General features: G+C 37.9%; 26 protein-coding genes. 9 read left to right on the plus strand and 17 right to left on the minus strand.

What is annotated here, in order from left to right:
* Window positions 1-250: 250 nt before the first annotated feature.
* Window positions 251-1954, minus strand: coding sequence for an ABC-F family ATP-binding cassette domain-containing protein (locus tag VB691_RS20525; RefSeq protein ID WP_323293386.1), 1704 nt, complete (start codon window positions 1952-1954; stop codon window positions 251-253).
* A 41-nt stretch (window positions 1955-1995) separates the two neighbouring features.
* Complete coding sequence (locus VB691_RS20530; protein ID WP_323293387.1) at window positions 1996-2595, minus strand: hypothetical protein; 600 nt, start codon at window positions 2593-2595, stop codon at window positions 1996-1998.
* 204 nt (window positions 2596-2799) lie between these two features.
* Between VB691_RS20530 and VB691_RS20535 the strand changes: the two genes are divergently transcribed.
* The gene (locus VB691_RS20535) at window positions 2800-3462 is read left to right on the plus strand and encodes a sugar transferase (RefSeq protein WP_416245375.1); all 663 of its coding nucleotides are present in this window, start codon (window positions 2800-2802) and stop codon (window positions 3460-3462) included.
* Window positions 3463-3511: 49 nt separating this feature from the next.
* On the opposite strand, the gene VB691_RS20540 is transcribed toward VB691_RS20535, so the two are convergent.
* Window positions 3512-3982: a DUF29 domain-containing protein gene (locus VB691_RS20540; RefSeq protein WP_323293388.1), complete on the minus strand. Its 471-nt coding sequence runs from the start codon at window positions 3980-3982 to the stop codon at window positions 3512-3514.
* A gap of 137 nt (window positions 3983-4119) precedes the next feature.
* Here VB691_RS20540 and pgsA point away from each other — a divergent pair, with 137 nt between their 5' ends.
* The 4 genes from pgsA (at window position 4120) to VB691_RS20560 (ending at window position 9661) form a co-directional block, all read left to right on the plus strand.
* Entirely contained in the window at window positions 4120-4686 is a 567-nt protein-coding gene (gene pgsA / locus VB691_RS20545; protein WP_323293417.1) for a CDP-diacylglycerol--glycerol-3-phosphate 3-phosphatidyltransferase, read from the plus strand.
* Window positions 4683-6203, plus strand: a complete 1521-nt coding sequence (gene crtH, locus VB691_RS20550) for a carotenoid isomerase (protein ID WP_323293389.1) — start codon at window positions 4683-4685, stop codon at window positions 6201-6203. Before pgsA ends, crtH begins: the two co-directional genes overlap by 4 nt.
* Before the next feature lie 362 nt (window positions 6204-6565).
* Window positions 6566-7972 carry a GAF domain-containing sensor histidine kinase gene (locus VB691_RS20555; protein WP_323293390.1) on the plus strand — a complete coding sequence of 469 codons (1407 nt, stop codon included), beginning with the start codon at window positions 6566-6568 and terminating at the stop codon, window positions 7970-7972.
* A gap of 6 nt (window positions 7973-7978) precedes the next feature.
* Window positions 7979-9661 carry an AarF/ABC1/UbiB kinase family protein gene (locus VB691_RS20560; RefSeq protein ID WP_323293391.1) on the plus strand — a complete coding sequence of 561 codons (1683 nt, stop codon included), beginning with the start codon at window positions 7979-7981 and terminating at the stop codon, window positions 9659-9661.
* Window positions 9662-9706: 45 nt separating this feature from the next.
* Here the strand turns inward: VB691_RS20560 and VB691_RS20565 are convergent, their stop codons facing one another.
* The 6 genes from VB691_RS20565 to VB691_RS20590 all read right to left on the minus strand — a co-directional run bounded on the left by VB691_RS20565 (window position 9707) and on the right by VB691_RS20590 (window position 13513).
* Entirely contained in the window at window positions 9707-10654 is a 948-nt protein-coding gene (locus tag VB691_RS20565; protein ID WP_323293392.1) for an HTTM domain-containing protein, read from the minus strand.
* Complete coding sequence (locus VB691_RS20570; protein ID WP_323293393.1) at window positions 10651-11196, minus strand: hypothetical protein; 546 nt, start codon at window positions 11194-11196, stop codon at window positions 10651-10653. Before VB691_RS20570 ends, VB691_RS20565 begins: the two co-directional genes overlap by 4 nt.
* On the minus strand, window positions 11197-11478 hold the full coding sequence (locus tag VB691_RS20575) for a DUF3288 family protein (RefSeq protein WP_323293394.1): 282 nt from the start codon (window positions 11476-11478) through the stop codon (window positions 11197-11199). It lies immediately after the preceding gene.
* 3 nt (window positions 11479-11481) lie between these two features.
* On the minus strand, window positions 11482-12582 hold the full coding sequence (locus VB691_RS20580; RefSeq protein WP_323293395.1) for a WD40 repeat domain-containing protein: 1101 nt from the start codon (window positions 12580-12582) through the stop codon (window positions 11482-11484).
* A 219-nt stretch (window positions 12583-12801) separates the two neighbouring features.
* Window positions 12802-13089, minus strand: coding sequence for a hypothetical protein (locus tag VB691_RS20585; protein WP_323293396.1), 288 nt, complete (start codon window positions 13087-13089; stop codon window positions 12802-12804).
* 247 nt (window positions 13090-13336) lie between these two features.
* A complete protein-coding gene (locus VB691_RS20590) occupies window positions 13337-13513 on the minus strand; it encodes a hypothetical protein (protein WP_323293397.1) in 177 nt (58 codons plus the stop codon).
* 159 nt (window positions 13514-13672) lie between these two features.
* Between VB691_RS20590 and VB691_RS20595 the strand changes: the two genes are divergently transcribed.
* Window positions 13673-14254: a Uma2 family endonuclease gene (locus VB691_RS20595; RefSeq protein WP_323293398.1), complete on the plus strand. Its 582-nt coding sequence runs from the start codon at window positions 13673-13675 to the stop codon at window positions 14252-14254.
* A gap of 67 nt (window positions 14255-14321) precedes the next feature.
* Here VB691_RS20595 and VB691_RS20600 read toward each other — a convergent pair whose 3' ends face one another.
* Entirely contained in the window at window positions 14322-14822 is a 501-nt protein-coding gene (locus VB691_RS20600) for a universal stress protein (protein ID WP_323293399.1), read from the minus strand.
* Between the two features lie 10 nt (window positions 14823-14832).
* On the minus strand, window positions 14833-15996 hold the full coding sequence (locus VB691_RS20605) for a pyridoxal phosphate-dependent aminotransferase (protein WP_323293400.1): 1164 nt from the start codon (window positions 15994-15996) through the stop codon (window positions 14833-14835).
* A gap of 138 nt (window positions 15997-16134) precedes the next feature.
* Between VB691_RS20605 and VB691_RS20610 the strand changes: the two genes are divergently transcribed.
* Window positions 16135-16881 (plus strand): DUF561 domain-containing protein, encoded by a 747-nt coding sequence (locus tag VB691_RS20610; protein ID WP_323293401.1) that lies wholly within the window; start codon window positions 16135-16137, stop codon window positions 16879-16881.
* A 138-nt stretch (window positions 16882-17019) separates the two neighbouring features.
* On the opposite strand, the gene VB691_RS20615 is transcribed toward VB691_RS20610, so the two are convergent.
* Complete coding sequence (locus VB691_RS20615) at window positions 17020-18243, minus strand: transposase (RefSeq protein WP_323293402.1); 1224 nt, start codon at window positions 18241-18243, stop codon at window positions 17020-17022.
* A gap of 53 nt (window positions 18244-18296) precedes the next feature.
* On the opposite strand from VB691_RS20615, the gene VB691_RS20620 reads away from it, so the two are divergent.
* Window positions 18297-18488 (plus strand): transposase, encoded by a 192-nt coding sequence (locus tag VB691_RS20620; protein ID WP_323293403.1) that lies wholly within the window; start codon window positions 18297-18299, stop codon window positions 18486-18488.
* A gap of 590 nt (window positions 18489-19078) precedes the next feature.
* On the opposite strand, the gene VB691_RS20625 is transcribed toward VB691_RS20620, so the two are convergent.
* Both VB691_RS20625 and VB691_RS20630 read right to left on the minus strand, forming a co-directional pair.
* Window positions 19079-19375, minus strand: coding sequence for a hypothetical protein (locus tag VB691_RS20625; RefSeq protein ID WP_323293404.1), 297 nt, complete (start codon window positions 19373-19375; stop codon window positions 19079-19081).
* A 107-nt stretch (window positions 19376-19482) separates the two neighbouring features.
* Window positions 19483-20013, minus strand: a complete 531-nt coding sequence (locus tag VB691_RS20630; RefSeq protein WP_323293405.1) for a PEP-CTERM sorting domain-containing protein — start codon at window positions 20011-20013, stop codon at window positions 19483-19485.
* A gap of 266 nt (window positions 20014-20279) precedes the next feature.
* On the opposite strand from VB691_RS20630, the gene VB691_RS20635 reads away from it, so the two are divergent.
* Window positions 20280-21413, plus strand: a complete 1134-nt coding sequence (locus VB691_RS20635) for a glycosyltransferase (RefSeq protein ID WP_323293406.1) — start codon at window positions 20280-20282, stop codon at window positions 21411-21413.
* A 107-nt stretch (window positions 21414-21520) separates the two neighbouring features.
* Here VB691_RS20635 and VB691_RS20640 read toward each other — a convergent pair whose 3' ends face one another.
* The 3 genes from VB691_RS20640 to VB691_RS20650 form a co-directional block, all read right to left on the minus strand.
* Entirely contained in the window at window positions 21521-21718 is a 198-nt protein-coding gene (locus tag VB691_RS20640) for a hypothetical protein (RefSeq protein ID WP_323293407.1), read from the minus strand.
* A 12-nt stretch (window positions 21719-21730) separates the two neighbouring features.
* Window positions 21731-22414: a hypothetical protein gene (locus VB691_RS20645; RefSeq protein ID WP_323293408.1), complete on the minus strand. Its 684-nt coding sequence runs from the start codon at window positions 22412-22414 to the stop codon at window positions 21731-21733.
* A 397-nt stretch (window positions 22415-22811) separates the two neighbouring features.
* Window positions 22812-23981: hypothetical protein (locus tag VB691_RS20650; RefSeq protein ID WP_323293409.1), on the minus strand; the 1170-nt coding region annotated here is incomplete at its 5' end.

The raw sequence follows: 23981 nt of genomic DNA on the forward strand, positions 1-23981 counted from the left end.
ATACTTCGACAAGCTCAGTACAAGTCTCGACACCGCGGCAATTGAGCGACTTGTACTGAGCGCAGTCGAAGTAAGTCGAAATTCGATAACCGCGGTAGTCGAAGGACACGAAACCCAACCTTATCAAGCTTATTAAGGGCGTATGCCATACACCCCTACAAAAACGGAATTTATACCACTGTAGGGGCGCAATGCTTGCGCCCACAATGTAACATATACGAACTTTTTCCCCATGATGTCGGGAGAGCCATTAGGCTTTTTTACTTTTCTTTGCCTTTTCTTTAGCTCGTTTTGCCTCAGCTTTAGCCTCTTTTTCAGCTATTAATCTCTCCTGTTGAGCTTTTTGTTTTTCTTCCTCTAATTTTTCGAGATAATAATGATAATTACCCGGATAAACTATCAATTCACCGTCTCGAATTTCCACAATTTTATTAGCGACTTGAGAGATGAAATAACGATCATGAGACACAAATAAAACTGTACCATCATATTTTGATAACGCTTGTTCTAGCATCTCTTTCGCTGGAATATCAAGATGGTTTGTCGGCTCATCCAGAATCAATAAGTTAGCGGGTTCAAGTAACATTTTAACCAAAGCAAGGCGGGCTTTTTCCCCTCCGCTTAACCCTTCAACTTTTTTGAAAACCGTATCACCACTAAACAGAAATTGACCTAATAATGACCTGACTTCAACATTTTTCCAGTCGGGAACTTCATCATGAATGGTGTCAATAACGGTTTTTGATAAGTCTAAAGCTTCTGCTTGGTTTTGTTCAAAATAACCAGGTATAACATTATGTTTACCGAATTCAACTGTTCCTTCCGTTGGTTTTTCTGTCCCCATAATTAAACGGAGTAAGGTCGATTTTCCGGCCCCATTTGGCCCTAATAAAGCAATGCGATCGCCCTTTTCAATTAATAAATTAGCTCCTAAAAATAGGATAGCCTCATTATAAATATGAACTAAATTTTTAATAATTGCTACCTCTCGGCCACTTTTTGGAGCAGGAGGAAACTCAAATCTGAGGGTTCTGGGGCCGGAAATTGGAGCCTCGACAAGTTCGATTTTTTCTAATTGTTTCTCGCGGCTTTTTGCCTGGGTACTACGGGTAGCACTGGCACGGAAACGATCAACAAAGGTTTGTTGTTTTTCTAGTTCTTTCTGTTGCCTTTGATAAGTATTTTCTTGAATCTCACGACTTAGCTCTTTTTGTTGTAGGTAATCTGAATAATTACCGATGTAGGTAGTCGAAACTCCTCGCTCAGTTTCAATTATTTTGGTACAAATGCGATCCAAAAATTCCCGTTCATGAGAGACAATAATCATCGGAATATTGAGATCTTTGAGATACTTTTCTAACCACTCAACTGTTTCTAAATCAAGATGGTTTGTCGGTTCATCCAATAGTAACAAATCAGGCTCTTGTAGGAGAATTTTTCCCAAACTCATCCGCATTTGCCAACCGCCACTAAACTCACTGACAAAACGTTCTCCATCTTCAAGTTTAAAGCCCATGTCGGGTAACATTTTCCCGATAATTGCATCAAGTCCATAACCATCTAAGGCTTCAAATTCTCGTTGAAAGCGGTCTAATTTCTTAATTAACTTATCTAATTCATCCCCTTCGGCTGTTTCAAGTAAATGGTGTACTTTGGTTAATTCATCTTGTACTTGATTCGCTTGGGTAAATACCGTCCAAAACTCTTGGGTAACGGTGCGAGTTGGCTCAACTTCAAATTCTTGGGTGAGATAACCAATTTGTAAACTAGCGGGCCGGATAATTTGTCCTGATGTGGGTTCGACATCCCCTTTAATAATTTTCAGTTGGGTCGATTTTCCGGCCCCATTGGCTCCTACTAATCCAATGCGCTCTCCTGGGTTGACTTCCCATGAGACATTTTTGAGAACTTCGGCTGTCGGGTAGATTTTACTGATGTTTTCCAGTCGTAGCATTGAATTTATTGTATGAGTCTGTTTATATGACTATATCCGAATTACTTTGTTCGAGCAATAGGGGTGGCTTTAATCGTTAGTTTACTGCCTGATTCCGCGATGTCAATTTGATCGATAATGTATATCATGTCCTGAGATTGATTGATTAAATTTTGCCATTTTTCATCGCTTAAAATATCTTGCAGGTTTAATGAGGCTGTTTTGGCTCCTGGAGTTAATCTCAAGGCAGTTAAGGGAATATCTAACCAGGTTTGTTGTCCTTCTGTGGGGCGAGCTTTTTCGGGAAATTTTCGACAATTAGACTCCCTTTCTGTGCAGATTACATTATTATTCATCGGAATTAAAACTCCTGATTGAAATTTGATAGTTTTAATTTCTGAGAGAGGAATTCCTTTGATATAACCACTAAAGGCAATAATCAAAGTTTTTTCATTCAAATTAATAAAATCTCCTGATGTCATTCTCCCTGAATTAAGAGAAACTAAGGTAAAGTCAGGTAGGGCGATTTGAATAGTATCTTTAACATTTTTGCTGGCTTGTTTCTGATTAATTACCGAATTTGGCTCGATTTGCTTGGCTAAATTAATTGTAGGAATGCTGATAATTCCGAACAAAATTAAACTAGCAATAAATTGTTTCATAGTTTAACTCAGGCAATTTCTGAGGGAAATTACGGGGATTTGTTATTTCTATTGTAGTCATTCACAGCCCCAAAAACAGTAACCAAGATATCAAATCATAATTGTGGCATTGACTGTTACTTTTTCTGTGTTTTGAGGAACACTAAGGATAAGAGTGGCTTTTAGGTTCTAAAAATTGTGAGTAGCACGTTTAAACTCTTGAGACTGAAGATATCAGACTTTCCCTGGTTAGGCGATCGCTCCCTGATAGATAACACTGTTCATAATTCTGTTTACAATAAGACAAAACGCCTGATTGACATTATTGGGGCAATTATTGGACTGATCTTAACAGCAATTTTAGCAATTCCCATCTTTATTGCTATTCAAATTGATGATCCTGGCCCAATTTTATACCGTCAAACTCGTTGCGGTTTACGGGGAAAAACGTTCAAGATTTGGAAATTTAGGTCTATGGTGATTGATGCTGAAAAGCAAAAATATTTAGTGAAAAATGAAGTTGAAGGTCATATTTTTAAAAATAGTAATGATCCTCGTATTACTAAAATCGGCAAGTTTCTCCGTCGTAGTAGTTTAGATGAATTTCCTCAATTTTGGAATGTTTTAACGGGAGAAATGAGTTTAGTGGGAACTCGTCCCCCAACTCCTGATGAAGTAGAAAAATATCAACCCTACCATTGGAAACGACTAGAAGTTAAACCAGGTTTAACAGGAGAATGGCAAGTTAATGGACGATCTAGGGTGACAAATTTTGAAGATGTGGTTAAGTTAGATCTAGACTATCAACAGAAATGGTCAGTTTTGTATGATCTTAATTTAATCTTAAAAACGATTATTGTAGTTCTAAGTTGTCGGGGTGCTTGTTAGTAATTAAATATTCTCTAGAGTTTTTCAGAAAATAATCCTCCGTTATTTCTCAATCATTCAGAGCAAACCAATTATCGTCTAAAATTTGTTCAATATTAGCGATAGGATAGACAGGAAAAGTTTTAGATAAAATACTCATTTTTTCACTGGTAATATTAACAGCATCTTCATAACATTCCTCTATGATTTCAGCTAAATAAGGCTTTAAGCTAGGACTATCTTTTAATAATCGTTTAATCTGAATGCGAAAATTACGAATCTCTGCCTTCCATCCTGCTTGATTGTATTCCCTCTCTGATTGCCAATAAGCTAACTTTAAAAAATGCTCAAATAGACGAGTTAATAGACTTTTTAAAGCGCGTTTATCACTTCTAGTCATTCCTTCAATTTCCTCTAATAAATTCTCCCAATCTACATCGGAATACTGACACTGACGAAGATTTTCTAAGGTCGTTTCCAACCAAAGCTGATAATCTTTATCGTACAATTTTTGTGTTGGTGACGTAGTTTTTTGAGTCATAATGTTTTCCCAAAGTATTTATTGCTTAAGTAGAATGTTAGATGAATTTTCTTAATTATAGCAGTTTTCATCCTTCTGTTGTTATTAACTTCTTCTTATATAATCCATATAAATACTAATAGTTGCCAGATCCTATGATGAATCTTCCTAACATAATAACTATCTCTCGCTTATTCGGACTGCCCTTTCTTTTCTACTTCCTAGAAAACCCAACTACTTACCATCGTTGGCTTAGTTTAGCCATTTTTCTCGTCGCGGCTTCCACTGACTGGGTAGATGGATATTTAGCCAGAAAATTAAACCAAGTCACCGAATTAGGCAAATTTCTTGACCCTTTAGTCGATAAATTATTGGTACTCGGCCCCTTATTAAGTTTAATCGCTTGGCAACAAGTTCCGGCCTGGGGTGTCTTCTTAATTTTAGGCCGAGAAATTGCGATCGCCGGATGGCGTGTCAACCCCAAACTAACGGGAAATAACACCATTCAAGGGGCGAATCTTTGGGGTAAACTGAAAACCGTCAGCCAAATAACCGCGATCGCTTTATTGATCGCACCCCTTCCCCTAACCTGGAAAACCCCGTCTCTGATAGCCTTTTGGGTGTCTGTAATCTTAACTTTAGTTTCCGGTGTTATCTATCTTCTTCCCGCAAAATCCCCTGATCAAGATACACTAGAAATGTTAAGAAATCATGATCAAAGATGACTGGGACAGCAACCGCGATCGCAACGAAAAACTACGATGTAATCATCATTGGTTCAGGAATGGGAGGGTTAGTCACTGCCACCCAACTCGCTGCAAAAGGAGCCAAAGTATTAGTCTTAGAACGGTATTTAATACCTGGAGGTAGTGCGGGTTATTTTGAACGAGAAGGGTATCGGTTTGATGTGGGTGCATCAATGATTTTTGGCTTGGGAACCCAAGGCACTACAAATCTTTTAACTCGCGCTTTAGATGCTGTTAATGTCAGTTTAGAAAGCATTCCTGATCCTGTCCAAATTCATTACCATTTACCCAAGGGTTTAGAGCTAAAAGTTTATAAAGATTATGAAAAATTTATCGAAGAATTAACCAATAAATTTCCTCATGAAAAAATAGGAATTCGTCGCTTTTATGATGAATGTTGGCAAGTTTTTAACTGTCTCAATGTCATGGAATTACTCTCTTTAGAGGAGCTAGGATACTTAATGAGAGTGTTTTTTCAACATCCTTTAGCTTGTTTAGGGTTAGTTAAATATTTACCCCAAAATGCCGGAGATATTGCCCGTCGTTACATCAGCGATCCTCAACTCTTAAAATTCATTGATATGGAGTGTTATTGTTGGTCGGTTGTACCTGCTGACAAAACCCCAATGATCAACGCCGGAATGGTCTTTTCAGATCGCCATTATGGGGGTATTAATTATCCAAAAGGGGGTGTAGGAACTATTTCTCAAAAGTTAGTAGAAGGGTTAGAAAAAGTCGGGGGAGAAATTCAATATAAAGCCCGTGTTACTAATATTTTGGTAGAACAAGGTAAAGCCGTTGGGGTCAAATTAGCTAATGGGCAAGAATATCGAGCAAAACGCATTGTTTCTAATGCAACTCGTTGGGATACCTTTGAGAAATTATTGCCCAAAGAAGCGATGCCAAAAACAGAGGAAAAATGGCAGCAACGCTATCAACAATCTCCAAGTTTTTTGAGTTTACATTTAGGAGTTAAGGCTGATATTTTACCCCCAGGAACGGAATGTCATCACATTTTATTAGAAAATTGGGAAACCATGGAAGATGAACAGGGAACGATTTTTGTCTCTATTCCTACCCTACTTGATCCCAGTTTAGCTCCACCAAATAATCATATTATTCATACATTTACTCCTAGTTGGATGACAGAATGGCAAGGCCTTTCACCCCAAGATTATCAGCATAAAAAAGAAGCCGCAGCGAGTCATTTAATTGAACGCTTAGAGAAGATTTTTCCTGGGTTAATTGATGGGTTAAACTATCAAGAAGTGGGAACTCCTCGCACCCACCGACGCTTTTTGGGACGAGATCAGGGGACTTACGGGCCAATTCCTCGCCGTAAGTTACTAGGGTTGTTAGGAATGCCTTTTAACCGTACTGCCATTCCTGGCCTCTACTGTGTGGGGGATAGTACATTTCCGGGCCAGGGGTTAAATGCTGTTGCTTTTTCTGGGTTTGCTTGTAGTCATCGCATTGCTGTTGATTTAGGATTGTAAAAATACCCTACTTAGTCATCTTTATTTTTGTCACATTTCTTTGCATTTGCTTGCGTAGATTTACCGTTGAATATTGAGCGATTATTAGTGATGATTATTATGTGTTAGTAAATTACCATGTCATCACATTAAAAGAATCGCTCTCAGCTAAAATTTACATAAAAATGTATAAGTTTAGGTAATTTTTGATGTTCTAACTTAATCCTATCTTAATCTACCCATTGTGTTGAATTTAATATAATGTTCTTATCTTGAACTATGATGAGATAATAAGAAGGGAACATTTTGATTACATTAGAAAAATCGTTGTTTTTAAAGTCATTAATTTGATCCCTTAATTTTCAAAAAGTAGTGCTAATAAAATGTCCAATTCTCTCAAGTCTAAGCAACTCGAAAAATTCCTAATTAAAGCGATTACAAATTCATCTAATTCCTCGATGATGTTAGGAGAAATTCCTAAGATTATTGTCAATAATTTTCCTGTGGACTTTTGTCTAATTATTATTGGACTTGATGATTCAACCCCTCCTAACTTTACGGCACATCTCAAAGAAAATCAAGTTAAAATTTCCTCTCAAATTATTTCGGACTTAATGACTCAACCTTGGATTAGTAAAATCTTAAATAAAGAAAAAATTCACTCAATTACGAATTCTGAGAATCATTCTTCAGGACTAGGATTTGCCTTTTTTGAGGAAATAAATATTAAATCTTTACTTGGAATAAAAACGAATTTTCAAGGCAAGTCTAACGGCATCATTTTACTGGGAAAAACCCAAGATTATACCTGGACTCAAACGGATAAAAAACTGTTTAGAGAAGTGGCAGATATTGTAGCTATCTCCTGTTATTTAAGTCAATTACAATTACCCCAGGAGGAGTATTTATCTGTTCGAGATTCTGGTTTTTCTTTGAGTAATATTCCGAAGTTATTAGAAGAAAATCCCATTCTTAGACTATGGTGGGAAAGCACTAGAAAACAATTAGAACGACAGTTAGAATCAAATAAACAATTAATTTATAATATGATCACAATCATGAGTGATCAAACTCGTAATCCTTTGGCAATTCTTAAGATGGGAATTACCATGTTACGCAAACGAGAATTCTCGCCAGAAGACTTACATAAAAGGTTAGATGCTTTAGAAGAACAATGGGAAAAACTGAATGAAATTAATGAGAAAATTTTGCAGCTTAAAAACCTAAAATCGCAAAAATTAGTCCTGACAACTAAATCAATAAAACTAGAAAGATTTATCAATGAAATTATTACTCCTTATCGCAGTCAATGGCAAGAAAACAAACGAAAATATCTCGATTTAGTGGTTGAGTTTAGCTCAGCATTACATCAGGAAAATTCTGATAAACAGCCAATTGAAATTGAAACAGATGAAGAATATTTAAGAACAGTATTGCAAGAATTATTAATCAATGCTGGAAAATTTTCTGTATCTGGTACGACTGTTTCTCTTACAATTAATAAAGAAAAGTCTACTCATGATCCTAAAATAATAATAAATATTACTAATATTAGCGACTGTATTTCTCGGAAAAATTTGACCTATCTTTTTGATCCTTTTTATCGCGAACAAATTGTCATTGATACAGCTATTCCTGGTATTGGACTCGGTTTAACCATTATTAAAGATCGGGTTCAACTTCTCAAGGGAAGCATCAAAGTTGATTGTCTCCCCACAGATACCCCTGAACATTGTAAAATTATCTTTAGGCTGATTCTTCCTCAGTCATTATCCTCACAGCAATCATAAAGTTTTATGCTTACAAAAAGTGCATCGTCTCAGTCGCTGCGCTGGCAACGTTCAAAATATTCCCCCCTAACAAGACAATGGGAAATTTCTACCATTACGCTACAATTTTTGTTAGACTTGTTTTTGGATAAACTGTTAAGAAATAATTCATCTCGACAAAGGCATAAACGGGCAAAATGGTTAGTCAAAAATTTGCTACAGTTAGGGCCAACATTTATTAAAATTGGTCAATCTCTGTCAACCCGTGCGGATTTAATTCCCTTAGAATATATCCAAGAATTAAGTCAACTTCAAGATCGAGTGCCTCCCTTTGCTTCTGAGGAAGCGATCGCAGTTATTGAAGCAGAATTAGGTAAGTCGGTTTATGACTTATTTGAATCATTTGAAACTGACCCCTTAGCCTCAGCTAGTTTGGGACAAGTTCACCGAGCTATATTATACACAGGAGAGGAAGTAGTTGTCAAAGTACAACGACCTGGGTTAGAAAGAATTTTTAATTTAGATTTTGAAGTTGTTCATCGTTTAGTTCGGTTTTTGACTCGTTATTTTGCGGATTTTAAAAAGTATGATTTAGAGGCAATTTTTGAGGAGTTTTTTGAGCTTTTATTTCAAGAAATTGATTATATTAATGAAGGCAAAAATGCTGAAAAATTTCGGGGTAATTTTAGGGGATATTCTCAAGTTCTTGTGCCAAAAGTTTACTGGAAATACAGCACAAAGAAAGTATTAACTTTAGAATATTTACCTGGGATTAAAATTGATGATCGTGCTGCCTTAGAAGCGAATAATATTAATTTAGATCGTATCATTCAACTGGGAATTTGTTCTTATTTAAAACAACTATTATTAGATGGCTTTTTTCAATCAGATCCCCATCCTGGTAATATGGCAGTGAGTAAGCGGGGAGAACTTATATTCTATGATTTTGGGACTATGGCCGAAGTCAAAATATTTGCTAAAGATCAGATGATTCAAACCTTCTTTGCTGTCTTAAAAAAAGATACAGATAAAGTGATTGAAACCTTGGTTTATATGGGGTTAATTGAACCTTTAAATGATATGACTCCAGTTAAGCGAATTGTTTCCTTTTTATTAGAGAATTTTCGAGATAAACCTGTGGATGTTCGGGCCTTTGAACAAATTAGTGATGAAGTGTATTTAATGTTCAAAAGTCAACCTTTTCGTTTACCCCCACAAATGACTTTTATCCTTAAATCTTTGACAACTTTAGATGGTATTGCCAGGGCTTTAGATCCTCAGTATAATTTATTGGCAGCAAGTCAACCTTTTGTCAAGAGTTTAGCTTTAAGTAGTAGTCGAGGAAGTTTAGTGACTGCTTTAGCAAGACAAGCAAAAGATATTATCAAAAATACCTTAATTAGACCAAATAATTCTGAGAAGTTTTTTAAGCGTTTTGAGGAAAAAATAGATAGGGGAGAATTACAATTTCGTATTAGATCATTAGAGAGTGAAAGAGTATTAAAACGCATTAATTTAGGGATTAAGAGTTTAATTTATGCTTGTTTAACTGGGTTTATATTACTTTCTGCTTCTATCTTAATGACAACAATTCATCTTAAATTGGCCTTAGTTTGTTTCGGGTTTGCAGGATTATTTGGTTTATTTTTCTTAAAGTCTTTATTTGTCTTGATGATTCAAGAAAAGGTTGATAAGTTGTTAGAAAAGTAAATATAATAACTTAAATTATGCAAAAAAAATAAGTGACAATGATTTTTATTGTCTCCTAACCCCCCTAATTAATCGGATAATTTTTGTTATCCAATGCTTTAAAAGTTGATAATCTTTGGGTTCTGTAAAAGATAATAATCCGACTATCATTAACCATTGAAATAGAAATAAATTCATCGCATATTCAATCGATAAATGTAGTCCAAATGCCAGAAATAATGCAAAGCGACGAGTTTCTTTAAACCAAAGTGCAATAGGAATAAATAATTCTACAACAATAACCAACCATGTCATATATTTGATCAGACTTAAAGAAGTGAATAAAAAATCTGGAATAGGGAAATGTCCAAATACATCATCTAAACGACTAACATAATAAATAGCTGTTCCATTTATCCAGTCTTCTCCTTTCATTTTTTCCCAAGCTGTAGACAAATAAATTAAACATATTTGTATTTGTAATAATCGCAATGCCCAAGTTGATGAAGTAAAATTATGAGCAATTTTTTTACGAGTTTTTAACCAACTATCAACAGAATAATAAGCACCAATGGGCATAAAAATCAGGAAAAATCCCATCAGTCTAAATAAATTATCTTCAGCATCAAATAAGGTATGATGTCGATGAACAAAAGATACAAACCAAATAAAAACACAGACAGCTTGAAATCGAGAAAATAAGCCCAATAATAAGAAAATAATTTGTGAAATAAAAATACCATAGCTCATTTTTAATACCCAGTCATATTTAGGCAACCAGGTAAAAATAGTGAGGGTGTCAGGATCAATAATTTCTCTAGAAACTGTATAGGGTAATAGTCCATTTTCCCCAAACCAGCGTAATAAATCTGGCCATAAAACTAAAACATTAATCAGTAATAAAAAAGCATAACCAATGCGAATTAATGCACAAATTTTGGGATTTTTATATTGAGAAAAAAAGCTATCCCAACCAGCAAAAAAACTTTGTAAACTGAAGGGAGTATGACTCATTTAGAAGATTCCCAGGTATAGAATATCTGACGATCATGAAAATAATTTTCAGTAAAAGTAGGCGATAAATTTTCTTTACTTGGTGGTGGAATATTCGCCCATTCTCTGATTAAAATAATTTTAATTGGTTTGGCCTCTGGATTATTTGCACTCACAATAGTTCTTGATAAATAGTCTGCTAAAGATTTCCAAGCATCGGTGTTACCCTCAAAGTAAATACTATCATAATATTCCATGTGTCTAAACTTGAGAAAACGCTCTCCAATAGACATTTTAGACCAATTGGGAGAGTACCAAATACCTTGAGTATTATCAGAAAAAGTTATTTCAGCCAAAAAACGATTGTTGGTTTTATCTACATCTGGGGCAAATAATTGCCAAGTTCCCTGCCAAATTCCTATTTTATCTAAAAGGGGATCAATTGCTTGTTTTAAATAGCGATGAACTAAGGATGTTTCCGGTAGTGCATCTGTGATAATCAGAAATAAAATAAAGACAATAAAACTGTTAATTAGAGATTTTTTAACTATGTTACTGTACATTTAACTCCAATCTTGCATATCATCCCCTTGCTGACGACGATAAACCTTCCCACTTTCATGTAGTTGACGAGTTGTCTCAAATAGTTCTTCTTCTGTTAACTGCCACTGTTGTAAAATTAACTCTAAATCCCGGTGTATTTGTCGCGCCCCAGGAAAATTGCGGTAACGAATGCGAAGCCGTGCTAATTCCGCTAAATTGTGATCATTGGGATCTTCTGCTAAAAGACCATTAATCACCTCACGATCGCGTTTTTCTTGGGGATGTTGTTGATCTTGCGGCATACTTTACTGCTCGAATTGAATCTCAATACGGGTCTTAGGAACCTCATAAAAAGAAGGAGGTATTTCCCAGACACTAACCACCTTATCAAACCCACCAGAAGCCAAAAACTGCCCATTAGGACTAAACGCTAAGGCATTAACCCAGTCTTTTTCGGTGCTTAGATAACGCAACAACCGTCTTCTTTCCATACTCCATACTCTCACCCCATCAAGACCCGCACTCGCTAAAAGCTTACCATCGGAACTAAGGGCGATCGCCTGAACCCTGCCTTTATGGCCTGTTAAGGTATCAATCAAATTACCACTGGCCAGATCCCAAAGCTTAACTGTCCCATCTTGACTTGATGTGATCAAGGTCTTACCATCAGGGGTAATGGCCAAACCAGATATGGGCCTTTCATGGGCCTTAAATTCCGATACTAATGTTCTATCCCGAAGATTCCAAAATCTCACCTTTCCCTGATCATCCCCACTGGCCACTAAAAACCCATTAGGGTGCATCGCTAAGGCATAAGCAGGGGTTCCAAAGCCTTCTAATTGATAGAGAAAACGGGGAGGTTCCAAAGACCAGACCCGAATACCATCTAAGGCCCCACTGACAACCCATTGACTGTCAGGTGTAATTGCTAGGGATAACACATAACTGTAGTGGTCAAAAAAAGTCACTTTGCTTGATTTTTGCGGCCAAGTCCAAAAGTGAATATCTGCATCTTCCCCACTACTGACCAAGGTTGTCCCATCAGGAGAAATTGCTAAGGTTAGAATCGCTGAACTTTGCGATCGCAGGGTATCCACTTCTTCCCCATCTTCCAAAGACCAAAATTTTAAAAATGGTTCATTGGTTCCCCCACCACTAATTAAGGTTCTCCCATTGGGACTAAACACCAGGGAACGAATAGGAGTTGTATGACCCGTCAGACGATATTTAAGCTTTAATGTGGTGTTGGTGACAGGAATTTCTTGTTCAGAAAGGGCTTCTCGTTGTTGCTCAATTAATTGGGCCTGAGAGGGTTGTCCCCAACCTTGAGTGAGAAGCAACAGAGTAGCGATGAATATCCCTGAATAGGCTGTTTTTTTTCCCTTAATGTCCTGATGGTTAATCATACTGACTGAATATTCGGGCAAATGGTTTGCGTGGTATTCTCAATTAAGGGTTGTTCTTGCCACCCGGAAAGAATTCCCGTTAACTCAGATTTTAGAATCTCTGGAGACTCAATTGGAGTTAACAAACCACGTTCATCATAATAACGCAAGGTTTTATAGATAACCCAAATTGTTTGGCAACCTCACCAATTTTTAAGCACTGAGATGTTGCCGAACCATTCATCGGCGGATTTTATTATGAGTTAATTGGGGTAGGGGAGTTCTCGAAGAACTGGGGGGAAGATATCGTCTAGGGGTATCTTCGGTCAGTATGGGTTGAGATTTTTGCACTTGCCACCAACGTAAAATGATGGATAAGGTGGCAATGAGTAATCCCAATGACAATAATGACCAACGTTGTCCCACCCCTCCAATTACCGCATCTACCGCACCCACTGTCAGAATAAAACTAGAAATGGGTTCTTTGCGGTAAAAGGTTCTCAGAACACGAGGCAGTAAAATATTCATTCGGTTGTATCTGTTTAGATTACCATTCTAATTTCAGCTTATCTCACCTGCTACAAAACGGCTCACAGAAATCTCGGAGATAGGATTTACTTTGATGCTAATCCTACTGAGAGGTTTCCGTATATTACCGAGTTTATATAGAAAAGATAAAGTTATCCATCATCATACAGCTAGGGGAAGATGTTAGATGTTTAGGGGTTACAGAAGTTGTTCTGTTCTCCATTTTCTTTGTCTTCCCACATCCCTGCTACTGTAGACCCAACCAACATAATAGTCCTTGTCCGGTCAAATATTCGATTGCTAAGATTAAGAAGAAGCCAATCATGGCCGCACGACCATTTAAACGCTCTGCATAGTCGTTAAACCCGAATTTAGGATCTTCCAGTTTGGGGGTTTCGCTTGGTTGGGTTTGAGGACTGCTCATGATTTGTCTCCTGATCAAGATTGTTTACAATTCTTTACCTAATTTACCTTGTTTCAGAGGAAAGTCTCAATATTTTTTTTAAGAAAATGGTAGTCTTTAAGTTAGTATATTTATATCAAAACAGGTTTCCCCCTTATCATTATAACAACAAATAAATTAATGATTACCACTGAACCGATAATTTTAAACTTAAAAAATGTCTACTTAACCGATGAGCAATTTTATCAACTTTGCAAAGTTAATGATCATTGGCGACTCGAACAAACTGCCCAAGGAGAATTAATTATTATGCCCCCTGTTGGTGCCATTAGTGGTAATCGAGAATCGGAGTTAAACGGTCTTGTTTGGTTATGGAATCGTCAAACTCAACTGGGTAAAGTCTTTAGTTCTTCGACGGTTTTTATCTTACCTAATGGGGGCAAACGTTCTCCTGATGTTGCCTGGATAACCAACGAAAGATGGGAGACTTTAACATCAGAAGAAAAAGAAAAATTTGCTCCAATTTGTCCAGATTTTGTCATAGAATTGCGCTCTCGTACCGATATTTTAAGCCAACTTCAAACTAAAATGCAGGAGTATCTTAATAGTGGTTTGCGGTTAGGATGGTTAATTGATCCCCAAAACCAAAAAGTAGAAATTTATCGTCAAAATAAACCGATGGAAATTGTATCTTTACCTACGACTTTATCAGGAGAAGACATATTAACCGGATTCATTTTAGAATTACCTGTTTTTGAATAATTTATGTTCAAGGTAATGTTCTTACTAGGTATGATTTTGGGGGGTTGCCTTTTAATCAAGTTTAAAATTAGGCATTTTGAGAGGTATCTTTTTTCCCTAAGTTCTCTCCTTGAATCACTAATACAGAACAGGGAGAATGATGAACAATATAATTGCTAACACTGCCTAAAAACATTTCTGTAATGCCTTTTATTCCCCGTCTTCCGATCACAATTAAATCAGCATCCCAACTTTTAGCGACTTCTCGAATCCAACGGCCAGGTTCTCCAATTTTCCAGTCCGATTCTATCGATACACCCTGCTCTGTAGCAATTTTAGCATAATCACTTAACCATTGCTTGACTACTTCTGTTTGTTGTTCTAATTGTTCCCTCATTAAATAAGAAAAATCGCTAAATTCTCCCTCATAAAAACTTGCGTAAGGGGTTACATTTTGACTTTCAATGGATAAACAATGAAACAACATTAAAGCCGACTTATTTTGTTTGGCCATAGATAGAGCTTGCTCAAAAACAACTTTACCTAAAGCAGAATTATCTAAGGCAACTAAAATCTTTTTATAAGACATAATTTCTCCTTTAACCTTTAACAAATTTCTCTAATCTAGCCATTCCTTTTTCAATGGTTCCTAAATCGGTGGCATAAGAAAGACGAATACAATTATCAGCCCCAAAGGCTATTCCTGGAATCACTGCAACCTGTTCAGCTTCCAAAAGAGCATCAGAAAATTCCAAAGATTTCATTCCAGTTTGACTAATATCAACAAACACATAAAATGCGCCCATTGGGGTTGAACAACTCAGCTTAGACATAGCTTGAATTCTGTCTACCATTACCCTCCGTCGTTGAGTAAAGGCTGTTAACATTTCTTGCACACAATCTTGAGAATCTTCTAAGGCCGCAATCGCTCCATATTGAGCAAAAGTACAGACATTTGAGGTACTATGACTTTGAATAATACTGGTAGCTTTGATTAATTCTGTTGGCCCAGCCAAATAGCCTATACGCCACCCTGTCATAGAATAACTTTTGGCAAACCCATTACTAATAATGGTGCGTTTAAAGATTTCTTCTCCTAAAGCTCCAATACTTAAATGTTCTGCGCCATCATAGAGAATTTTTTCGTAAATTTCATCAGAAACAACCAATAAATCATGGTCAATAATTACCTCCGCTAAGGCCTTAATTTCATCAGGTGTATAAACGCTTCCTGTGGGGTTAGAAGGAGAATTAAGAACAAATAATTTGGTGTTTGGGGTAATAGCTTGCTTTAGCTGTTGCGGGGTAATTTTATACTCCGTTTCTGCCGTCGTCTCTACAATCACAGGCGTACCTGCTGCCAGTTTAACCATTTCAGGATAACTTAACCAATAGGGAGCCGGAATAATCACCTCATCTCCCGTTTCAATTAAGGCCAACATTAAATTAAATAAAGAATGTTTACCCCCATTGCTGACAATCACATTCTCTGGAGAATAATCCAAATTGTTATCATTTCGTAACTTGTTAGCGATCGCTTGTCTGAGTTTCGGTTCCCCTGATGCTGCCCCATACTTAGTTTTACCACTATCGAGAGCTAACTTAGCTGCGTCTTTGATGTGCTGCGGGGTATCAAAATCCGGTTCTCCAGCACTAAAACTACAGACATCAATGCCTTGGGCTTTCATCGCCTTAGCTTTAGCTGCGATGGCTAGGGTGATAGATGGAGGGACTTTCCCTACCCGTGTTGCCAGTTTAATCATTATGAATCTTCCCAGGCCTAATAATCATTGTTATTGCTATTGTGTCACTACCCCTCCCTGGTTGGGTTGACAGTAAGACTTTTTTAACACTATACAAGGAAAAATGGCACAATAAGCTTATCAAAATTTAGATTGAAGATGACTATGCACCCTCAATTAGAGAAAGCGTTCGCTCAACATCAAGCCCTTAAGGTTATTAGCGGCTTAACTAACTTCGACACAAACAAAGTCACCGCTATTGTTAAAGCGGCCCAAGCCGGGGGCGCAACCTTTGTCGATATTGCGGCTGATGCGGCTTTAGTTCGCCATATCCGTCAAGTGATTACTTTACCCATCTGTGTCTCGGCCGTTGACCCTGATTTATTCGTGGCGGCAGTAAAGGCCGGGGCAGATTTAATTGAAATTGGTAATTTTGATGCCTTTTATGCTCAAGGACGACGGTTTGAAGCCCCAGAAGTCTTGGCTTTAACCCACAAGACTCGCGCTTTATTGCCTGATATTATCTTATCTGTCACTGTTCCCCATATTCTCCCCTTAGATGAACAGGTACAACTAGCAGAGGCTTTAGTCGATGCTGGGGCTAATATTATTCAAACGGAAGGGGGAACCAGCAGTCAACCTACCCATGCCGGGACTTTAGGGTTAATTGAAAAAGCTGCCCCTACTTTAGCCGCGGCCCATAGTATTTCCCATGCTGTGTCTGTTCCCGTATTGTGTGCTTCTGGTTTATCCAATGTCACTGTTCCCATGGCCATTGCTGCGGGGGCCGCTGGTGTCGGTGTGGGTTCTGCTATTAATCAACTCAATGATGAGGTGGCCATGGTGGCCGCTGTTCGTTCCTTGGTAGAAGCTTTAAAAAACAGTCCGGTTCAAGTTCACGCTTAATTGGAGTGAGGGAGTTAATAGTTAATAGTTAATAGCTATTCACTATCAATATTCCCTGTTCCCATCACAAACAAACCCAGGTGTCCCTCATCTTGACACTCCCTCGTTAAGCTAAGGCTGTAACGGGGGATTCTTGCCTCACAGACTCTTGGCTAGATCAAACAAACTAAGTTGTCTGACCCCCGCTAGACCGTCTCCACAAGCTTTTTGATTAACGGGCTGCCCGACCGCTATTAAACCTCTATTTTTTATCACTTTGGCTGAGGCAATATCCCTTGATTCAGTATGACCACAAAACTGACATCTGTGAGTCCTTTCACTGAGCTTTTTTTTACCAGTTTTTGAACCACATTGGGGACATTCTTGAGAAGTTCCATCTTTGTTAACCTTAAGATAAAACTTGCCTCTTTTCCAACAAATAAAAGGAAGAATCTCATTAATGAATTGTCCAATTCCTGAATCAAGAGATTGTTTTCTAACTATCCCTCTTGACCAAGATTTAAAATTAATATCTTCCACAAAGATATTGTCAGAACTATCACAGAGATAATGAGCTAATTTAAAATGCCAATCTCTCCGTGTATTAGAGGCCTTCTCATGAACTAAAGCTATTTTCTTCTGAAGTTTTAACCAATTTTTTGACCCTTTTGTTTTAGTTTTTAAGCGTCTTTGTAGTAATTTAAGCTGACGTTGCGCCTTCAACAAAAACTTAGGTGCCTTGATTAATTCATCCTGAGAAGTAGCAACAAATGACTCAATTCCAGCATCTAACCCTAAACTAACTATTCCCACTGGGATATTAGGAATTTCAGCTATTGATTGAAAGGAAAGCATTAAGTAATAACCACTAGCTTTCTTAACTATCCTAGCTTGTTTAACCTCAAATCCCTGTGGATAAGGTCTGGATTGTCTAATATGAACCCATCCTAATTGTGGTAATTTAACTCTATTCTTCCCTAAACAGTTTTTCAGCATAGTCGGAAACACAAAACTCCTCATTCTTTTTTTAAAACGAGGGAACCCGTATCCTTTAGTCTTCATGTCAGAAAAAGCTCGGTCTAAAGTTCTAAGAACTTGTTGTAATACCTGAGCATTAACTAACTTTAAATAAGGATATTCGTTTTTAGCTTGTGTTAGGTTTTTCGCCTGAACATAATAGTTGGGATAGGGAACATCAGCCGAAATAATGTACTCAGAAATTATTGAACAAGCATTCACAAGTGATTGACGAGACTTTAACCAGTCTTTTCTTTCAGCTAAAGCGTAATTATATACACTTTTACAGATAGCAAGAACTAGGTTTATTTCCTCTTCTTGCTGTCTCTTTAGCTTTAATTTGTACTGATAAGTTAACGTAATCATCGACTTAGGCTAGACCTGAGATATAATAGGAGCATAATACTTAACGACTAATCATGTCAAGCTATTATAATCACGGATTTAGGTCTGTTTATAAATTTACTGCCCACTTAGTTTTAGTGACTAAATACCGCCGAAAAGCCATTAATCAAGAAATTTTAGTCAGGCTTCAAGAAATTTTGGCAGAAACTCTTAAAAAATATGTTGAGAATCAAAAACAACCTGAAATGGAAACGCTACCGCGTTAGTTTTTTTGTTGGCAAAAATTCATCTCCCGTTAATTTCTATGGGTCTTTTTTTCGGGAGAAATTTAACGAGAGTCCTCTTTTTGCATTTTCAAGATAGCAAAATAACTGATGAGGAACACCGGGCTATTAATTAGCCCGGAGCTAAATGAAATCTTTAGAAATTACTAAAAACTGGGTAGAATCTTACGTCATTCTCTAGGATTATTCAGGGAATAAGGAGTACGCAGTTGAGGATCGGCCTTATTTGAAGAGTAATAGGCGATAACGAATAAGGGTAACGTTAACGTCAATATGGCGATCGCCGCTCCCATAAAGTGAGACCACCTATGGGTTGGAGGTTCCGAAACCTTCCCTGACGGGCTGCTAGATTCCATAAAAATGATAGTTTAATCTGTAGGTTAAGTGAAAGTGAAAGGCTTAATGATTGCCTTCTCTTTCTATTGTACTGATTTTTTTTGGCCTGTGGAAAAATTAAGTGTCAATTGTAAAGTAATATTGAAAGAATAACAAAAAACTGCCCCTGAAAGGTTGGCGGCTTAAGTCAATGTGACGGAAATCGGTAAAATCTCTGGAATTGATTGGCGGAAATTTTAAGGGTTGCCCACAAATCCCAATAATTTAGCTGCACCCCCAAGAATAGCAACAATTAACCCTATTAAAACCCCTCGACTCACAAATTCTTGAGACTCAACCCGTTTGCTTAAACCTTCGACTTTTTCTTCTAGTCTAGCCACAGAAACTTTAACATCGTTAACATCTTCACCTAACTTGTTAAATTTCTGATCAACATTTTCAGACAGTTTATCAATTTTGCTATCTAACTTATCTAATTTTTGATCAAACTTATTAAGAATTTCCTTTAAATCTGATTCAATAGTAATTGACATAAGTTTTCGTAGGAACTCTCCCCAGAAAATAATAATGTCTTTATTCTATCCTGTAGGTTGGGCTTTGCTGACACATCACCCAACCTAAATTATATTAAAGGGTATTCTTAAGCTTTTTTCCCTTTAATTAAAGAACGAACCCCTAAACCACCTAATACTAATAATCCTAATGTTGTAGTGGGTTCAGGAACAGATGCTGGGGTTACTGGGATTGTACCAGCATAAGTCCCGAAGAAACCTCCGCTTGCTTGATAGAAAGATCCACCACCAGGTTGAAAGGTAAGGAAATTTGTGCCATTTCGAAAATCGATAGAACCGCCAAATGGACCCCCTCCAGTCCCCCCAAAATTCACAAAGCGATCGCTGCCATCGGTAGAAATAATCGCTGTAACATTAGCGACAGGGGTAAGAATATCTGCATTAGTGAAAGTTGCAGTACCAATATTATAGGAAAAGTTGAAGGGAGCGAGGGAAGTTAAGGCAAAAGTCCCATTCCCAGGATCACCATTAAAACTAAAGGTTCCAGTTCCTACAATGGGAGGAGTTACAGTTCCATCATCAGTGTTATCAAACTCAAAGTTAAAGGTTAATGCCTGAGATTGCAAGGGGAAAGCGGCGAGAGTGACGGAAGCGGCCAAAGCGGCAACTAGGGAAGTCCCTAAAGTCGGCTATGCCGACTTTAAATTTTTTTTTGTGTTAATCATGATTACCTTGGAATATCTAAGTTTAAACATATTTAAGATAGCATTAAGTATAGTTATGGGCAACTTTAGCTAGATAAATTGGGGATTATTCATACATCTCGCTGATTAAGAATAAGTTAAAGCCTTGTTGCCATAAACTTTGGCCTTTTGCCCTCCCCATAGCGGTATATTACTATTGATCCTCGAATAACAAACAAAAAATGCGAGTTGCCTTATTCACAGAAACCTTTTTACCCAAAATTGATGGTATTGTCACCCGTTTACGTCATACCGTTGAGCATTTGCAACGAAACGGCGATCAAGTGTTAATTTTTTCCCCAGATGGGGGTTTACGGGAACATAAAGGGGCGAAAATTCACGGAGTCAAAGGCATTCCCCTACCCTTGTATCCTGAGTTAAAATTAGCTATTCCCACCCCCACCGTAGGCAAAAAGTTGGAACGGTTTAAACCCGATTTAATTCATGTGGTAAACCCGGCTGTTTTGGGATTAGGGGGCATTTATTATGCTAAAACCATGAATATTCCTCTAGTTGCTTCCTATCATACCCATTTACCCCAATATTTACACCATTATGGCTTAGGTTCCCTGGAAGGACTATTATGGGAACTCTTAAAATTAGGTCATAACCAAGCCCATTTAAACCTCTGTACCTCAAGCGCAATGGTTAATGAATTAGTCACCCATGGCATTGAACGAGTAGACTTGTGGCAGAGAGGAGTCGATACAGAGATGTTTCAGCCCCATTTAGCCTCAAAACAAATGCGATCGCGTTTATCAGGCGGAAACCCGGACAGTCCCTTATTATTGTATGTGGGACGAGTCTCCCCAGAGAAGCAAATTGATCAAATTAAACCCGTCCTAGAAGCCATTCCCGACGCACATTTGGCAATTGTTGGGGATGGACCCCATCGAGAGGCATTAGAGGCGCATTTTGCGGGGACTCAGACCCATTTTGTGGGCTACCTCCAGGGGTTAGAATTGGCTTCGGCCTTTGCTTCATCAGATGCCTTTATTTTCCCTTCTCGCACGGAAACCTTAGGATTAGTGTTATTAGAAGCTATGGCCGCAGGTTGTCCCGTAGTTGCTGCTAATTCTGGGGGAATTCCTGATATTGTGACGGATGGGGTTAATGGTTATTTATTTGAACCCAATGATCCTGATGGGGCAATTATTGCTACAAAACGCCTTTTAGCTGCTAAAAAAGAACGGGAACAATTACGAGAAAATGCCCGACAAGAAGCAGAAAAATGGGGTTGGGCCGCGGCAACTCATCAGTTAAGACGCTATTATCAAACAGTTCTTAATGATCAATCTTTGCCTTTTGCTGCTTAGACTTTATTAAGTGAATAGTGATCAGTTATTTTAATAATTGATCACTGATTTTTGTTAATGAATAATTGTTGAATTATCAATTATTCATTATTAATTGGTGAAGTCCTTTAATTTTCCCTGTCTTTGATGATTTCGATTTGATTTCTGTTGTTATTTAACCCTAAGTAATTCATAAATTTAATCAATCCAAAAGCAACAAGTAAACCCATCAACAATCCTGAAACTAACAAAACAATAAAGACTGTTTTTGCTTGTTTGATTGCTCGTTTTTGTCTCTGATTATCATCATTATAGTTGTTATTCATGGTTAAGCTTATTTATGACTCCTGTAATAATTCTAAGGCATTTAAAAACGCTCTAGTGGTTGTGGTTTGTGGACTTGATTTAGGATAACGAATTCCTAGGGTATAAATGCGGTTTCTTGCTAGATAAATCCGAAAGGTAATCATTTCATTTTCGCTTTCAAAGTTTAATTCTTGACCTGGATATTTATCTAATGTAATGGCCCGTTGTCTGATTAACTTAAATTCATTTTCTGGGGTAACTTTATCCCGTATTGCCTGTAATAATGCCTCACCATCTTTAATTTGTTCTGCTGTTAAACCTTCTGCATAAGCAGCAATATAACGTCTATCTTCCGCATTTGATGCTAAAGTACGGAAACTAATTTCCCCTAATTTTGTGTCTAAAACTACTGTTTCTTGGGTTAAAATTCCTGGAGGCATCCAGAAGGAAACTCCTCCTTCTTTAAAAATAACAAATTGCCAACTATTTGACTGTTCTCTAACAGGAATAACCCCACTTGGAGGCCTTTGAAATAATATTCTATCTTGAGAATTTACACGGCCAGTTTCAAAGAAATTTCTAACTTCTCGATTAATAGAAGGGGTTTGTTGTGCTACTTCTATTGCTGGATTTATTGAGGATGAATGAGCAGGAGTTAAGGGCAAACCTGTTATTAAAAAGAAAATCATTAGAGAGCTTTTTTGTAGACCTTTCATTGACAATAAAAATAACAATCCTTGATATTATCTCATAAAAATGACCTTTTTAAATAAACCTTTCCCATTGTAGGGGCTTAATAGTATTAAGCCCCTACGATGGCAATTATCGCTTCGCTCGAAGTCAGAAGTAGGAAGTCATTCGTCAGAAGTTGTTTTTTCTAATAATTTGATGAGTTTTGCACTTTCTACTTCTAGACGTAGAAATAGGGTTTAAGACCCCCGCTATAAATTAATTTTAGCGGTCTTCAAGAGCGTGGCGAGTTTCAATCTCCCACTATATTGACACTTCTGACTTCACACTTCTTGAATAACTCCCCCACTAAAACATTGGCGGTACTCGGCTACGCCTCGATGTATCGGCCTCGTTTATAGTGGGGGCATCCTTGCGACATTTCTAGGTGAAGTCGAAGCTCATGAAGTTGCTTGCATTATTGATCGCATCAATATTGGCATTTTGCACAGTAGCCATGATGACATCATTGTTGCTGATAGTGACATCACTTCCAGCTTGATTAATTGTTAAATCAGCAAACATCAGATCACCAATTAGTGCGAATTTATCCGTTCCGGCCACAAAATCAGTGATGAAATCAGCATTAGCATCGGCATTCGTCGTCTGGAGGACAAAGGTATCTAGACCGTTTCCACCCGTCAAGATGTCCCTTTCAGAATCATTAGGGGTTTGATCGCCACCAATCAGGGTATCCTGTCCGTTACCCCCGTCAAGTGAGTCAGATCCCGATCCTCCAACGAGTAAGTCCTTACCTTTACCACCAATGATGGAGTCGTTGCCAGTACCGCCGTTTAGCGTATCTGTAGCATTACCACCTCGGATCTCGTCATCGCCTGCACCACCTCGGATATCGTCCCGATTCTGAGCGCCTTTGAGGGTGTCGTTGCCCTCATCACCACCGATCAGATCATCGCCTTTACCACCTTTGATGGAGTCGTCATCCATACCACCAGTGATAGTGTCTTTAGCATTACCACCTTGCAGGGTGTCATTACCCTCATTACCCTGAATGTAATCTCGGCCACGAGATCCTTTAAGTATGTCGTCACCAGCGAGTCCAGCAATACTATCGTTACCGCTTGAACCAGTGAAGCTATCATTGCCTTCGGTTGTTGGAGCCAAGGTATCGTCAAATACCACATTAGGATCAGGACTGATTGGGTTTTCATCAACATCCGTAACATTAACAGTTACATCCGTCACGACAGAAGTATTGCCCGCCGCATCATTAGCAGTAATGCCCAGGGTGAAAGTGTTAGGTGCGGTTTCAAAGTCATTGCTGGCTGCCATGGCCGCCGCACCAGCTTCGGTTAAGGTAATCTTACCTGAGTCATCAATGGCGAAATAGCCATTATCATTACCACTAGCGATAGTATAGGCTGTCACAACACCGAGATCATCGGTAGCCTGAACTGTTCCCACTTCAAACCCAGCAATTTGATTTTCTTGATAGCTAAAGGTTTGGTCTGGTGTTACTACAGGAGTTGTTTCATCGACAACATCCGTAACATTAACAGTTACATCCGTCACGACAGAAGTATTGCCCGCCGC

The sequence above is a fragment of the Crocosphaera sp. XPORK-15E genome, assembly GCF_034931425.1.
GTDB lineage: Bacteria > Cyanobacteriota > Cyanobacteriia > Cyanobacteriales > Microcystaceae > UHCC-0190.